At 45.0% G+C, this 14,130-nt stretch carries 15 protein-coding genes; 11 read left to right on the plus strand and 4 right to left on the minus strand.

Going from position 1 to position 14,130, the window contains the following annotated elements:
* Positions 1 to 44: 44 nt before the first annotated feature.
* Positions 45 to 2,063 carry an OPT family oligopeptide transporter gene (locus ABV001_RS07155; RefSeq protein ID WP_352422159.1) on the minus strand — a complete coding sequence of 673 codons (2,019 nt, stop codon included), beginning with the start codon at positions 2,061 to 2,063 and terminating at the stop codon, positions 45 to 47.
* Between the two features lie 236 nt (positions 2,064 to 2,299).
* Here ABV001_RS07155 and ABV001_RS07160 point away from each other — a divergent pair, with 236 nt between their 5' ends.
* The 3 genes from ABV001_RS07160 to ABV001_RS07170 all read left to right on the plus strand — a co-directional run bounded on the left by ABV001_RS07160 (position 2,300) and on the right by ABV001_RS07170 (position 6,192).
* Entirely contained in the window at positions 2,300 to 4,474 is a 2,175-nt protein-coding gene (locus tag ABV001_RS07160) for a S9 family peptidase (RefSeq protein ID WP_352422160.1), read from the plus strand.
* 372 nt (positions 4,475 to 4,846) lie between these two features.
* A complete protein-coding gene (locus tag ABV001_RS07165; protein WP_352422161.1) occupies positions 4,847 to 5,950 on the plus strand; it encodes an NUDIX hydrolase in 1,104 nt (367 codons plus the stop codon).
* A gap of 65 nt (positions 5,951 to 6,015) precedes the next feature.
* The gene (locus ABV001_RS07170; protein ID WP_352422162.1) at positions 6,016 to 6,192 is read left to right on the plus strand and encodes a RagB/SusD family nutrient uptake outer membrane protein; all 177 of its coding nucleotides are present in this window, start codon (positions 6,016 to 6,018) and stop codon (positions 6,190 to 6,192) included.
* 140 nt (positions 6,193 to 6,332) lie between these two features.
* Here ABV001_RS07170 and ABV001_RS07175 read toward each other — a convergent pair whose 3' ends face one another.
* From ABV001_RS07175 to ABV001_RS07185, 3 genes are all read right to left on the minus strand, one after another.
* The gene (locus tag ABV001_RS07175) at positions 6,333 to 6,827 is read right to left on the minus strand and encodes a DUF4252 domain-containing protein (protein WP_352422163.1); all 495 of its coding nucleotides are present in this window, start codon (positions 6,825 to 6,827) and stop codon (positions 6,333 to 6,335) included.
* Between the two features lie 98 nt (positions 6,828 to 6,925).
* Positions 6,926 to 7,495, minus strand: coding sequence for a PG0215 family putative anti-sigma factor (locus tag ABV001_RS07180; protein ID WP_352422164.1), 570 nt, complete (start codon positions 7,493 to 7,495; stop codon positions 6,926 to 6,928).
* On the minus strand, positions 7,488 to 8,003 hold the full coding sequence (locus tag ABV001_RS07185; RefSeq protein ID WP_352422165.1) for a GFO_1088 family ECF-type sigma factor: 516 nt from the start codon (positions 8,001 to 8,003) through the stop codon (positions 7,488 to 7,490). The genes ABV001_RS07180 and ABV001_RS07185 overlap by 8 nt, the downstream gene beginning before the upstream one ends.
* Positions 8,004 to 8,251: 248 nt before the next feature.
* Between ABV001_RS07185 and rpsL the strand changes: the two genes are divergently transcribed.
* The 8 genes from rpsL to rplB form a co-directional block, all read left to right on the plus strand.
* Positions 8,252 to 8,659, plus strand: coding sequence for a 30S ribosomal protein S12 (gene rpsL, locus ABV001_RS07190; protein WP_323424565.1), 408 nt, complete (start codon positions 8,252 to 8,254; stop codon positions 8,657 to 8,659).
* A 159-nt stretch (positions 8,660 to 8,818) separates the two neighbouring features.
* Positions 8,819 to 9,295, plus strand: coding sequence for a 30S ribosomal protein S7 (gene rpsG, locus ABV001_RS07195; RefSeq protein WP_323424566.1), 477 nt, complete (start codon positions 8,819 to 8,821; stop codon positions 9,293 to 9,295).
* Positions 9,296 to 9,316: 21 nt separating this feature from the next.
* Positions 9,317 to 11,446: an elongation factor G gene (fusA, locus tag ABV001_RS07200; protein ID WP_352422166.1), complete on the plus strand. Its 2,130-nt coding sequence runs from the start codon at positions 9,317 to 9,319 to the stop codon at positions 11,444 to 11,446.
* 40 nt (positions 11,447 to 11,486) lie between these two features.
* Positions 11,487 to 11,792, plus strand: coding sequence for a 30S ribosomal protein S10 (gene rpsJ, locus ABV001_RS07205; RefSeq protein ID WP_019541341.1), 306 nt, complete (start codon positions 11,487 to 11,489; stop codon positions 11,790 to 11,792).
* Between the two features lie 112 nt (positions 11,793 to 11,904).
* Positions 11,905 to 12,522: a 50S ribosomal protein L3 gene (rplC, locus tag ABV001_RS07210; RefSeq protein ID WP_352422167.1), complete on the plus strand. Its 618-nt coding sequence runs from the start codon at positions 11,905 to 11,907 to the stop codon at positions 12,520 to 12,522.
* A 1-nt stretch (position 12,523) separates the two neighbouring features.
* Complete coding sequence (gene rplD / locus ABV001_RS07215) at positions 12,524 to 13,153, plus strand: 50S ribosomal protein L4 (RefSeq protein WP_352422168.1); 630 nt, start codon at positions 12,524 to 12,526, stop codon at positions 13,151 to 13,153.
* Positions 13,154 to 13,164: 11 nt separating this feature from the next.
* The gene (gene rplW, locus ABV001_RS07220; RefSeq protein WP_352422169.1) at positions 13,165 to 13,458 is read left to right on the plus strand and encodes a 50S ribosomal protein L23; all 294 of its coding nucleotides are present in this window, start codon (positions 13,165 to 13,167) and stop codon (positions 13,456 to 13,458) included.
* Positions 13,459 to 13,464: 6 nt separating this feature from the next.
* Positions 13,465 to 14,130 (plus strand): 50S ribosomal protein L2 (gene rplB, locus ABV001_RS07225; RefSeq protein ID WP_352422170.1); only part of this gene is annotated, 666 nt, incomplete at its 3' end.

The raw sequence follows: 14,130 nt of genomic DNA on the forward strand, positions 1-14,130 counted from the left end.
CAATTGCATCATCACATCAACGAATCATCACCTCATCACTTCAATTAATCCTCTCTCTTCGCCCGCTGGGTTTCCCAGATGAAGTAGGCAATCAGCCCGATGAAGGCGACGAGCGCAGTGATTTGCGCACCTGTACCGCTTGGATCGCTCCATAGGTTGAAGTTAAGCGCGTTACCGTCACCCGTGATAAATATGATCAGCGCACCTAATACGCCAAAGAGGGCTGCACCCGCGATGAATCCGGAAGAGATCAGGATAGCGCGCTGGTGGCGTGCATTGGCCAACTGTCTGTCGATGCCTTTCTTATTGTTGATCCAGTGGTTGAGCAATCCACCCACCACAAGGGGCGTATTCAGTTGGAGCGGGATAAACATACCCAGGGCAAAGGCCAAAGGCGGTACGCCCAGCCAATTTACAAGTACAGCGATTACCGCGCCGATACCGAGCAACATCCAACTGACGCCGCTACCGGCCATCAGCGGTTCTATAATAGCCGCCATGGCATTGGCTTGCGGTGCTACCATCGGGTTGGGATGCTCAGGTGTAGCTACGAAACCGTATGCTTCGTTCAGGATAAAGATGACCGCACCCACAGTGGCAGCAGATACCAGTGTTCCGAGGAACTTGTATGATTCCTGTTTTGCGGGAGTAGTTCCGATCCAATAACCAATCTTCAGGTCGGTGACAAAACCACCGGCCATGGAAAGTGCGGTACAAACAATACCACCTATGATCAATCCGCTCACCATTCCCTGCCAGCCTTCCAGTCCCACGGCAACTAAGATCACCGACGAGAGGATCAATGTCATCAATGTCATTCCCGATACGGGATTTGATCCTACAATAGCAATGGCGTTGGCTGCCACAGTGGTGAACAGGAACGAAATCACGGTGATGGTGATCAGGGCTACGATAGCTTGTACAAGTGTAATTTTCACACCGATAATCAGGAAGATAAATACGGCAATCAGGGTTAAAAACAGGAATAGCATCACGAACGACATTTTCAGGTCGCGATTGGTGCGTTTTACGTCTGCTGCTCCTGTGGCACCTGTCACTTTTTTGGCCGTAGCCAATTTAAATGCACTGCCAATCACGCCGGCCGATTTGATAATGCCGATAATCCCCGCCATCGCGATGGCACCAATCCCAATTGGACGTACATATTCTGCGAAGATGGCTTCTGCCGACATCGCGGCGAACGGATTCACACCCCCGCTCAAGGCTGCGGTCAGCGTACCGATTTCATTTACCAGTGGAATCAGTACCAGCCAGGAGAGTAGGGAGCCTACGACAATGATCAGGGCATACCGCAATCCCACCAGATAACCGAAACTGAAGATAAGGGCGCTCACGTTGAATTTAAGTACCATCTTGAATTTCTCGGCCAATAGGGCGCCGGCCGGGATGATACGGGTGGTAATCTCTTCGCTCCAAAGGCGGAAAGCAGAGAAACAGAAGTCGAACAACCCTCCGATAAGTCCGCTGGTAACCAATAGTTTTGCTTTGTTACCACCCTTCTCCCCGGTCATCAGAATCTCGGTGGTGGCTGTAGCTTCAGGAAATGGCAATTTCCCGTGCATATCTTTTACAAAATACTTACGGAAGGGGATAAGGAAGAGAATTCCCAGGAATCCTCCCAACAGTGATGAAAAGAATATCTGCCAGAAGTTGATCTGGATGTCGGGGTATTTGGCTTGCAGGATATAAAGTCCCGGAATGGTGAAGACCGCTCCGGCAACAATCACCCCGGAGGATGCGCCGATGGACTGGATAATGACATTCTGCCCCAGCGCATTTTTCTTCCGGAAGGCAGCCGATGCGCCTACGGCAATGATGGAGATAGGGATGGCCGCTTCGAAAACCTGACCGATCTTCAGGCCAGAATAGGCTGCCGCGGCCGAAAAAATAACCGCCATTAATAATCCCATACCTATTGACCAGGAAGTTACTTCTGTTACCGGTCGGTCGGAAGGAAGTACCGGCTTGTACTCTTCTCCCGGTTTCAGTTCCCGATAAGCGTTCTCGGGCAATTCTGTAATTTTCTTTTCTTCTGATTCCATATATTTAATGTGACAAACAACGTTCAACGGAACGAAGTGTAGTTAAATGTGCCAATGGGGCTAATCCGCCGAAATTTTTGCCGAAAATACAAAAAAATATGTGAAAAGCCTCGCTCTTTTCGTAACTTTGTCAAAATTAGATAAGAATCAAGATGGAGATTGAGCAACGTCAGTACCTTTGGTTGATGGTTGAAAAGAATTATATTTGCACTTCGAATAATTATAAGATAAGATCGATGAAAAAGTTTCTATGTAAAGTTATAGTAACAACAACTATTGTGATAGCAAGTGTGGTCTCGGTATCGGCGCAACGCTATACATTGGAAAGTCTGCTGGGTAGTGAATTTGCTCCCCGGGGTATAAAAACGATGGTGTCATCGGAAGACGGAATGCACTTCTACCAGACCGATCCACAGCAAACTGCAGTGATCAAATATGCGTATGCTTCCGGAGAAGCGGTGGACACCCTGTTCAATACGCGCACGGCGCGGAACTGCACCTTTGATAGTTTTGAAGGGTTTTTAGTAAGTCCCGACGAGAACCGGGTATTGGTCTACAGGGACCGGGAGCAGATCTATCGTCATTCTTTCCGTGCTAACTATTACTATCATGATGTACGTCGCAACATGGTAAGGAAGCTGTCGGAACAACCCTCGAAACAGATGATTCCTACTTTTTCTCCTGACGGCAAGATGGTGGCTTACGTGATAGAAAATAATATCTGGCTGACAAAGTTCGACTTTGATACCGAGTCGCAGGTAACCAGGGACGGGGAGAAAAATAAAGTGATCAACGGGGCAACCGACTGGGTATATGAGGAAGAATTCGCAACCACCCGCTTGATGGAGTTTTCGCCCGATAACCGGCAACTGGCCTTTGTGCGTACCGACGAGTCGGCAGTGAAGGAGTTCTCTTTCCAGACTTTTGATAAACAGTTATATCCCGGTTTCTATCCCTTTAAATATCCCAAACCGGGAGAATCCAATTCCACGGTTGAGTGTCGCGTGTTCGATATAGAGGCGCGTACGACACGCACCTTACATGTGCCGTTGGATGCAGACGGATATATACCCCGTATCAAGTTCACATACGATCCTGACCAACTGGCGGTGATGACACTGAACCGGGATCAGAACAGGTTCGACATGTATTTTGCCAGTCCCCGCTCTACAGTTTCAAAATTGGTGCTGAGGGAAGAAAGCAAATATTATATCGATTCGGAATGGTTTGACTCGATCCATTTCCTGAAAGACCACTTTACCTACGTGTCAGAGAAAGATGGCTACAGCCATATTTATATGTATGGCATTTCAGGTACGTTACAGAAACAACTCACCACCGGCAATTACGATGTGACGGCACTTCTGGCAGTGGACGAACAAACCGAAACGGTTTTCTATGAGGCCGCCGATGAGTCGCCCTTAAAACGTAATATCTATAAGGTGAATATAAACAAGGGGCAACCCCAGAAATTGTCGCAGTTAACAGGTTATAACAGTGCCTCCTTCAGCCGACAAGGTAAATATTTTGTGAACCGCTGGTCGGATGCCAATACTCCCATGATGATCACCTTGCACGATGGAAACGGAAAGCAATTGCGGGTGTTGGAAGACAACCAGGCTGTCCGTGCCAAAGTAGCTTCCGCACAGTTTCCCAAGAGAGAATACATTACCGTAACGGCTGCCGATGGGATAACCCGCCTGAACGGATGGATATTGAAACCCTATAGTTTTGATCCTAACCGGAAGTATCCCGTAGTGATGATCCAGTATAGCGGTCCTAATTCGCAAGAAGTGTTGGACCGATACAGTGCCGACTGGTATTATGCATTGTTGAATGAAGGTATTTTAGTGGCTTGTGTGGATGGCCGGGGTACCGGCGCACGGGGCGAAGAATTCCGTAAGAGCACCTATCTGAATTTGGGAATAAAGGAATCAGATGACCAGGTTGCCGCCGCCCGTTATCTCGCTTCATTGCCTTATATTGATGAAAAGGGTATCGGTATTTGGGGATGGAGTTATGGAGGATATAATGTCCTGATGAGTATGAGTCGTGGAAACGGTATCTTTAAAGCGGGGGTAGCCATAGCGCCGGTGACCGACTATCGGTTCTACGACACTATCTACACCGAGCGGTTTATGCGTACCCCCCAGCAGAATAAACAGGGATACGACAATGGATCGCCCATTGCACTTGCGAACCGGTTGGAAGGCAACCTTTTGTTGATACATGGAATGGCCGACGACAATGTGCATTTCCAGAACTCTGTGGAATACACGCGCGCCCTGATCGAGGCGGGCAAACATTTCGATATGTTCTTTTTCCCTGATAAAGACCATTCTATCAGAGGAGAAAATGCAAGGAAATACCTTTATGAAAGGGTAATCGATCATTTCAAACGGAACCTCTAATAATTCTACTTCCTCCCTTTGTTAATTTTCAGGAATTTGTTGCCGAATGGTGAAACACCATTCGGCAATGTTTTTGTCAAGCTAAATGAGCAGAAGACAAACTTGTTTGGATGTTCTCGATAAGCGAATACAGAGACAAAACCTGTTTTGGCTATGTTGAGCATAGAAAACAACTAAGTTTACTGAATTATGCCATAGCGAAAAAACGACTAACTTTAGTGAGCGTCTTTTATGGCTAAACAAAAAGGCCGTTTTGTTGTTATTATTGGAAGTGTTTCAAGAGAGAGTGAGTGAGATAGGATCATCATCAAAGGGTTTTTACGGTTAGATTGTATCTTTTGTAGCGTAATGAATGTACAAAAGAGGCGCTTTATGGCTTACTTTTCCAATATGCAAAGAATATTAAGGAATCCGGCATTCGGACTTGTATCGATGTTTGTTTTTTCAATTTTGATATTGTATGCGGATCCCCGTATCGCAACAGGCATTGCGCTGGCTTTGTCTGTTGTTGGATATATTGCAGTGAAGAAGTACAGCCGCCTTATTTATGATATTTCCATTATTACATTTGCCATTGCGTTATTATTTTCTTTTGCTGTCTTCCCGCGATTGCCCGCCTTTAACCGTTTTGCGATTGTAGAGATTATTTTTGTGATATCCCTTATTGTTATGCGGTTTTCGAGAGGAAAAATCATCACACGGATTGCCAAGGGACGTAACCTGATATTGAAGAATTATCTGAAGGAGTCACTGAGGGTTGCTTTCCAAACACAATACGCATTATCGATACACCTTCTTCTGGTGCTGGCATTTTATCTGTTCGATGCCGCTGAAGTCCGTTTTGTGAGTAGTGCTGCCATGGTGGTTGTATGCCAGGTCTTATTGTTGATAATCATGACCATGGAGACTGTCCGATTATATATCCTGGATAAGAAATTGTTCCAGGAAGAGTGGTTACCCGTAGTAACCGAGAAGGGGGATGTAACGGGAAGGGTGGCAAAATCAATTACGAAAGACCTCAAGAATAAGTTCATGCATCCGGTAGTGCGTCTGGCATTGATCTACAAAGGAAGAATTTACTTACAGGAACGGGATCAGAGCCGGTTGTTGAATCCCGGAAAGCTGGATTATCCGTTTGAGAAATATATGCAATTCAATGACAATGTGGATGAGACTTTGCAGAACAGTATCAAAAAGGAATGGGGCGGTAACGATATTCCCCTTCGTTTTTTGTTGAAATATACATTTGAAAATGAAATAACCAAACGTCTGGTATTTCTCTATGTGTCTGCTATTGAGGATGAAACGGTCTTCAGCAGTCTGCAATTACAAGGGGGCAAACTCTGGACAGCTTCACAGATTGAAGATAATATGGGTACGGAAATTTTCTCCGAGTGCTTCGAATTGGAATATGAATACCTGAAAAACACGGTTTTGCTGGCACATCAATTCATGAATAACAACAGGCAGGCGTAATTTTTATTGATTCTTTTTTAGTAATTCAGAATTTTCCTTTTTTAATAAAGCATTGGTCGCATGGAATGAGGCCCGTGGTAGATCCCGGAGGCAAAATAGAAGTAGATGGGAAAAAGTACAAGATGGTGCGGTTTGTCGTTCCCGATGAACGGGTGTTCAGAACGCCGCAAAGTTATGTGTTCCCCATTATGACGGATGAATTGAAACGAACGCCGGGATTGGTGCAAAATCCGGGGTGGTAGTGGAATCTTAAAGCAACAGGCAGCTAAACTCACGCTCGGCTGCCTGTTCATCGTTTAAATATAAAAAAGAAAAAAGTTATTTTAAAAAGACCATTAATATATGTTTAATTTTTTAAGCCATAAATGATAATTCATTGTCCCTACGGGAACTGTTGCCCGTTTCGAAGCGAGCCCGCCAATTTGGATATGGAATCGAAATCAATCTTTCCCGAAACCGTAATGATGGATAGTTTCCCGTCACCCTCGAGCATAATGAGTATAAGATCCTGTTTTTCCTCTCCCAGCCTTTTCATCCAAACAGAGATCTTTGATCCCATTTCGGTTAGAGAGACTGCTTCGTCATAATCATAGAATGATTCTTTGATCAGTTCAGTTGCTTTCTGATAGTAATACTTCGAATCATCCACATTATCTGAACTTATAATACGAATGCTGTTCAACTCTTTGAAGGCATTTTTCAACTCTTCATCATAGGTGTTTGCCGCCATTTTTTCGAGCATTGCCTTACCGATATTTACATTGCTCAGTGGCCGTTCAGGTTCTGCACATTTATCCATAAATGCCGACACGAAATTATCGGCAAGAAGGGTACCGGGGAGAAGGAAGGAAAACCATATTACTAATATTTTTCTCATATATTGTCTTATTCTGACGAAGCACAAATTATTAATTACAAATTATTAATTACCAATTATTAATTACCAATTACCAATTATTCTTCACGATTAATTTTTCATTTTTCATTCTTTGTTTTTAACTCTTCATTCTTCACACTATCCATTTCAACCGGATCGATCCTGTTTAATGAGTCGATGGCAGTCCAATCAATATCCAGATCATCGATAAACTGAATAGTTTCTACCGAAGCTGTTTCGCTTTTACGCAGTGCATGTGATAATTTTTCAAGGGCATACGCGGCATGTTGCATGGCTGCATTGGGATCTTCGAATGTTTCCACAAAATGTGGCCGGTTATCCTGCCTGGAGATAAAGTAAAGACTCACCCCCATCCCTATTACAAGCAAAACGGAAACCGCAATACGCAACAACGGCCTGAAAATACGAATAGTGATATATCGTTCTTTTTCTTCCGCGTCAAGGACGTTTTGCAATCTCTCGCTGAAGCCGTCGCTCAATGTCACCGATTGTTCTTCCCTTATAAAAGAAAAGAGAGGAATATATTGTCGGAATTCTTCAGCCAAATCACTGTCCGAGAAAAACGCCTGCAATTCTTTCTCTTCCTGGAGCGATGTTTCACAACTCCAATATTTCTCTAATAAACTATGTATCTCTTCACTATTCATATTTGTGATATACCGATAACATTTCTTTCATTTTTTGTCTTGCCCTGTGAAGGCTTATTTTTACCAGATCTTCACTGATAGCGAGTGCTTCCGCTATTTCCCGGTAACTCATCCCTTCCACTTCCCTGAGGGTAAAAACCAGCCGCTGGTTTTCCGAAAGCATCTCAATACACTGATCGATGGCTGAACGCTGTTCTTTTCTCTCCATTTCACTGAGAGGAGAGCAATTATCGACAAAAAAGATATTTTCTTTTTCGGGATCAATTACACTTGTCTTTCTCACTGACATGGAAGCCAACCTGTCGAGCGATGTATTCTTGGTGACTCTAAAACAATAAGCTTCCAGATTCTCTATGTATTTCCATTCATCACGCTTGCTCCAAAGCTTTACCAGTACGTCCTGCACGATATCTTCGGCTTCAGCTTGTTCTCTTACAATACTGTATGCAAGCCTGAAGAGTTTATCCTTCATTGGGAGGATGACGGTATGGAAAGAATCAATGTTCATTATTTAATGACGGGTGAGCAGCCAAAAAGTTACAGTCGGGTGAAAAATATTTTTTGAGTCCGCAAAGATGATAATTATTTCGAGAAACACTTGCACATCTGATTGATTATTTGTAATTTTGTGCCGTTTTTCATGTGAAGTGAATGGTTATTGAATGATAATCAAGGTATTATATTATACCTGTAGCGTGAAGGATAAGTGAGACAGTGAATTATTAAAAAACTGAAATAGATAAAAGAAAGCAGAAGATGCCTACAATTCAACAATTAGTAAGAAAGGGACGTACCACCCTTACGGATAAAAGCAAATCGCCCGCATTGGACTCCTGTCCGCAGCGTCGTGGCGTTTGTGTGAGAGTGTATACCACTACTCCGAAAAAACCGAATTCAGCAATGAGAAAGGTGGCCCGTGTACGTTTGACTAACTCGAAGGAAGTGAACGCATACATCCCGGGAGAAGGACACAACCTGCAGGAGCACTCCATCGTGCTGGTGCGCGGAGGACGTGTAAAAGACCTTCCAGGTGTGCGTTATCACATTGTGCGTGGAACCTTGGATACCGCCGGTGTAAACGGCCGTACCCAAAGGCGCTCTAAGTACGGCGCTAAGCGTCCTAAACCAGGTGCTAAGACCGCAGCGCCGGCGAAGAAAAAATAACGCCGCCCCTGTTGCGTTGGTGAAGTATAATTAAAAAAATGTAGAATCGCTGTTGAATTTTTGGGATACGCTATTTTATGAAGGGTTGAGTAAATAAATTCGGAGGAATTTGTTGAAGACTTTGCAAAGGCAACCAAACAACACATAATTTTTTAAGCAATGAGAAAAACTAAACCTAAAAAAAGACAGGTTCTTCCTGATCCTGTGTTTGGTGATGTAAGGGTAACAAAGTTTGTTAACCACCTTATGTATGACGGTAAGAAGAGTACCTCCTATGATATCTTCTATTCCGCATTAGAAACAGTGAAGGCTAAATTGCCTAATGAAGAAAAACCGGCTCTCGAAGTATGGAAAGCCGCTCTCGATAATATTACCCCCCAAGTGGAAGTGAAATCTCGCCGTGTGGGCGGAGCTACCTTCCAGGTTCCTACCGAAATAAGACCGGAAAGAAAAGAATCCGTTTCAATGAAGAACCTCATTCTTTATGCTCGCAAAAGAGGAGGAAAGACGATGGCCGATAAGTTGGCTGCCGAAATTGTGGATGCTTATAACAGTCAGGGTGGTGCTTATAAACGTAAAGAAGACATGCACAGAATGGCAGAGGCAAACCGTGCTTTTGCCCATTTCAGATTTTAATTAAGATAGAAGGTAAAAAAGATGGCTAAGGGTTCAAAAGAAGCATTACAATTCACTCGTAACATTGGTATCATGGCACATATCGATGCCGGTAAGACTACCACCTCCGAACGTATCCTGTTTTATACGGGGTTGACGCACAAGATCGGAGAGGTACACGACGGCGCTGCGACCATGGACTGGATGGAACAGGAGCAGGAACGTGGTATTACCATTACTTCTGCTGCTACTACCACGAGCTGGAAATATGATGACAAGACATATAAAATCAATCTGATTGACACCCCGGGACACGTGGACTTCACCGTAGAGGTTGAACGTTCACTGCGTGTGCTCGATGGGGCGGTTGCTGCATTCTGCGCCGTAGGTGGCGTGGAACCGCAGTCGGAGACCGTATGGCGTCAGGCAGACAAATATAAAGTGCCCCGTGTCGGTTACGTCAACAAGATGGACCGATCGGGTGCTAATTTCTTCGACGTAGTACGTCAGGTAAAAGAGATGCTGGGCGCCAATGCGTGTCCTATCCAGATACCGATCGGCGCGGAAGAGACTTTCAAGGGAGTGGTCGACCTGGTCACCATGAAAGCGCTCTATTGGCACGACGAAACCATGGGAGCCGACTACGATGTAGTGGATATCCCCGCAGAATTACAGGATGAGGCCAATGAATGGCGGGACAAGATGCTCGAAACCATTGCAGAGTGTGATGATGCTTTGATGGAAAAATATTTCGACGATCCTTCCACCATTACGGAGGATGAGATCAGGACAGCTATCCGCAAAGGTACACTGGCCATGCAGATCAATCCAATGATCTGCGGATCATCTTTCAAAAATAAAGGGGTACAGACTTTGCTCGATGCGGTTTGTGCTTATTTGCCCAGCCCTGTTGATACGGAAGCTATTACCGGTACCGATCCGAAGGATTCCGACAAGGAACTGGTGCGCCACCCCGATCCGAACGAGCCGATGTGCGCGTTGGCATTCAAGATCGCTACCGATCCTTATGTGGGTCGTCTCTGTTTCTTCCGTGTGTATTCGGGAGAATTGGATGCCGGATCTTATGTGTATAATAGCCGTTCCGGCAAGAAAGAGCGTATTTCACGTCTCTTCCAGATGCACTCCAACAAACAGAATCCGAAGGACTTCATTGGTACCGGAGATATCGGTGCCGGTGTAGGTTTTAAAGATATTCGTACAGGTGATACCCTTTGCGACGAAAGCCATCCCATTATCCTGGAAGCAATTGACTTCCCCGATCCGGTGATTGGTATCGCGGTAGAGCCCAAAACACAGAAGGATCTGGACAAACTCTCCAACGGCTTGGCTAAACTGGCGGAAGAAGATCCGACCTTTACCGTAAAAACTGACGAAGATACCGGACAGACCGTAATCTCAGGTATGGGTGAACTTCACCTCGAGATTATTATCGACCGCTTGAAACGTGAGTTCAAGGTAGAAGCCAATCAGGGCCGTCCCCAGGTATCTTATAAGGAAGCTATCACCAAACCGGTTGAGTTGCGTGAGACCTATAAGAAACAGACCGGTGGCCGTGGTAAATATGCCGATATGATCGTGCGGGTGGAACCCGCCGACAAGGACTTCGAAGGCGAATTACAGTTTGTAGATGAAGTGAAGGGTGGTAACATTCCAAAAGAATATATCCCCTCTATCCAGAAAGGATTCCAGCGTGCAATGAAAAATGGCGTGCTTGCCGGTTATGCGTTGGATAAACTGAAAGTGACCGTGATCGATGGTTCGTACCACCCGGTTGACTCCGATCAGCTTTCATTTGAGATCTGTGCGATGCAGGCTTTTAAATCTGCTGCGGAAAAAGCAGGTCCGGTATTGCTGGAGCCGATCATGAAGGTAGAGGTGGTTACCCCCGAAGAAAGTATGGGGGATGTGATCTCCGACCTGAACAAGCGTCGCGGACAAGTGGAGGGAATGGAATCGAACCGTTCCGGTGCACGTGTGGTAAAAGCCAAAACGCCGCTTTCTGAAATGTTCGGTTACGTAACTTCATTGCGTACTATCACCTCGGGGCGTGCCACATCCACCATGTCGTTCTCGCACTACGAAGAAGTGTCTTCTTCTATTGCACGGCAGGTATTGACAGAAGTGAAAGGCCGTGTGGATTTGATTAAGTAAGAAACTATTTCGAAAAATAAAACTTTACGCAACATATTTTATGAGCCAAAAAATCAGAATTAAACTGAAATCCTACGATTATAGCCTGGTGGACAAATCTGCCGAAAAGATCGTAAAAACCGTAAAAGCTACGGGTGCCGTGGTAAGTGGTCCAATCCCATTGCCCACGCACAAGCGTATTTTTACCGTGAACCGCTCCACGTTTGTCAATAAGAAATCGCGCGAGCAGTTTGAACTGGCCTCTTTCAAGAGACTCATCGACATCTACAGCTCAACGGCTAAAACCGTAGATGCACTGATGAAGCTTGAGTTGCCCAGTGGTGTGGAAGTTGAGATTAAAGTATGATAAAATAGATTAATAGAACCAAGAACCAAGAATCAAGACAAAAGATTCAAGACGCAAGACAAAAAGTCTTGGCTCTTGGCTCTTGATTCTTGAATCTAAAAAAAAGAGAGAAATGCCAGGATTATTAGGAAGAAAAATCGGAATGACATCCGTTTTCAGTGCCGAGGGGAAGAATATCCCATGCACTGTTATCGAAGCAGGTCCTTGCGTGGTGACTCAGGTGAAGACCGTTGAAAACGACGGTTACGATGCTATTCAGCTCGGGTTTGAAGACAAAAAAGACAAGCATACCCCCAACGCTGAGAAAGGGCATTTTAAGAAAGCCGGAGTAAGCCCCAAGAGACACTTGGCCGAGTTCAAAGGTTTTGGAAACGAGTACAAAGCCGGATCTGAGATCAAAGTAGATCTTTTCAACGACACTGTCTATGTAGACGTGATCGGGAAATCGAAAGGAAAAGGATTCCAGGGTGTGGTAAAACGCCATGGTTTCGGTGGTGTGGGACAGTCCACTCACGGTCAGCATAACAGGTTGCGTGCCCCCGGTTCAATCGGAGCATGCTCTTATCCCGCGAAAGTATTCAAGGGAACCCGTATGGCCGGACAGATGGGTAACGAACGGGTAACCGTTCAGAACCTGCAGGTAATCAAGGTAATTCCCGAACACAATCTTTTATTGATAAAAGGTTCCATTCCGGGAAGCAAAGGTTCAATCGTAGCAATAGAGAAATAAAATGGAATTAAGCGTATATAATATCAAAGGAGAGGTAACAGATAAGAAGGTGACACTCGACGATTCCATTTTCGGGATTGAACCCAATAATCATGTTATCTGGTTGGATGTAAAACAATATATGGCCAACCGGCGTCAGGGTACGCATAAATCGAAAGAGAGAAGTGAGATCGCGGGAAGTACGCGCAAGCTAATCCGCCAGAAGGGTAGCGGAGGGGCACGTCGTGGTGACATCAAATCGCCCGTACTGGTAGGTGGCGGCCGTGTATTTGGTCCCAAACCACGCGATTACAGTTTCAAACTGAATAAAAAGGTGAAAGTGCTGGCACGTAAATCGGCCCTTTCTCTGAAAGCTCAGCATAACGCCATCGTGGTGGTGGAAGATTTTGCCTTCGATACCCCTAAGACCAGGCAATTTGTGGAGTTGACAAAAAAACTGCAACTCGCTGATAAAAAGCTACTTTTCGTTTTGCCGAATCAAAATAAAAACGTATATTTGTCGGCCCGAAATTTGGGTGGTGTCAATGTGATAACAGCTTCAGACATAAATACATATAAAATTATGGATTGTGCCAATCTGGTGATGATGGAATCATCGGTAGCTGTAATTGATAACCTGTTTAAAGCATAAGGAGAATAGAAATGAGTGTAATAGTAAAACCCATATTCACAGAGAAACAAACCGCCATAACGGATAAGTTTGACAACCGTTACGGTTTTATTGTGGAGCCTTCTGCTAATAAGGTTGAGATTAAAAATGCCGTTGAAGCGCTGTATAACGTGAAAGTAGAAAGCGTGAATACGATGAGGTATGAAGGTAAGCTGAAAAGCCGGTATACAAAATCGGGCGTTGTGCAGGGACGTACCTCATCCTTCAAAAAAGCAATTGTCACCTTGAAGAAAGGTGAAACAATCGATTTATTTAGCAATATCTAAAAAATAATGGCAATACGTAAATTAAAGCCCACAACACCGGGGCAAAGACACAAGATTATCGGTTCATTTGATAAGATCACTGCAAGTGTACCGGAGAAATCTCTTGTGGTTGGTAAGAGAGCGTCGGGTGGCCGCAATCATCGTGGTAAAATGACCGTGAAAAATATTGGCGGTGGACACAAAAGACGCTTCAGGATCATCGATTTCAAGAGAACAAAAGATGGTATCCCGGCCGTAGTAAAAAGCATAGAATACGATCCAAACCGTTCGGCACGCATCGCGTTGTTGTATTATGCCGATGGAGTAAAAACGTATATCCTTGCTCCCAACGGCCTTGAAGTAGGAACCTCAGTGATGTCGGGGCCCACAGCGGCTCCTGAAGTTGGAAATGCTCTTCCCTTGTCGGTTATCCCTATCGGTACGGTAGTTCATAACATTGAATTGCGTCCGGGGCAAGGAGCAAAGATGGCACGTTCTGCCGGAACATTCGCACAATTGGTATCTCGTGAAGAGAATTATGCCATTATTAAGATGCCTTCCGGTGAAGTTCGCAAAATTTTGTCGGCATGTAAAGCTACTATTGGAAGTGTTGGTAATTCGGACCATGCTCTGGAACAATCAGGTAAAGCCGGTCGTTCTCGTTGGCTCGGACGTCGTCCCCGCACCCGTGGT

Source organism: Proteiniphilum sp., assembly GCF_040307845.1.
Lineage (GTDB): Bacteria > Bacteroidota > Bacteroidia > Bacteroidales > Dysgonomonadaceae > Proteiniphilum.

What these genes read in the sequence shown, in the direction of transcription:
- ABV001_RS07155 (WP_352422159.1), bottom strand. Translation starts at nt 2,063, where the DNA reads ATGGAATCAGAAGAAAAGAAAATTACAGAATTGCCCGAGAACGCTTAT.
- ABV001_RS07160 (WP_352422160.1), top strand. Translation starts at nt 2,300, where the DNA reads ATGAAAAAGTTTCTATGTAAAGTTATAGTAACAACAACTATTGTGATA.
- ABV001_RS07165 (WP_352422161.1), top strand. Translation starts at nt 4,847, where the DNA reads ATGGCTTACTTTTCCAATATGCAAAGAATATTAAGGAATCCGGCATTC.
- ABV001_RS07170 (WP_352422162.1), top strand. Translation starts at nt 6,016, where the DNA reads ATGAGGCCCGTGGTAGATCCCGGAGGCAAAATAGAAGTAGATGGGAAA.
- ABV001_RS07175 (WP_352422163.1), bottom strand. Translation starts at nt 6,827, where the DNA reads ATGAGAAAAATATTAGTAATATGGTTTTCCTTCCTTCTCCCCGGTACC.
- ABV001_RS07180 (WP_352422164.1), bottom strand. Translation starts at nt 7,495, where the DNA reads ATGAATAGTGAAGAGATACATAGTTTATTAGAGAAATATTGGAGTTGT.
- ABV001_RS07185 (WP_352422165.1), bottom strand. Translation starts at nt 8,003, where the DNA reads ATGAACATTGATTCTTTCCATACCGTCATCCTCCCAATGAAGGATAAA.
- rpsL (WP_323424565.1), top strand. Translation starts at nt 8,252, where the DNA reads ATGCCTACAATTCAACAATTAGTAAGAAAGGGACGTACCACCCTTACG.
- rpsG (WP_323424566.1), top strand. Translation starts at nt 8,819, where the DNA reads ATGAGAAAAACTAAACCTAAAAAAAGACAGGTTCTTCCTGATCCTGTG.
- fusA (WP_352422166.1), top strand. Translation starts at nt 9,317, where the DNA reads ATGGCTAAGGGTTCAAAAGAAGCATTACAATTCACTCGTAACATTGGT.
- rpsJ (WP_019541341.1), top strand. Translation starts at nt 11,487, where the DNA reads ATGAGCCAAAAAATCAGAATTAAACTGAAATCCTACGATTATAGCCTG.
- rplC (WP_352422167.1), top strand. Translation starts at nt 11,905, where the DNA reads ATGCCAGGATTATTAGGAAGAAAAATCGGAATGACATCCGTTTTCAGT.
- rplD (WP_352422168.1), top strand. Translation starts at nt 12,524, where the DNA reads ATGGAATTAAGCGTATATAATATCAAAGGAGAGGTAACAGATAAGAAG.
- rplW (WP_352422169.1), top strand. Translation starts at nt 13,165, where the DNA reads ATGAGTGTAATAGTAAAACCCATATTCACAGAGAAACAAACCGCCATA.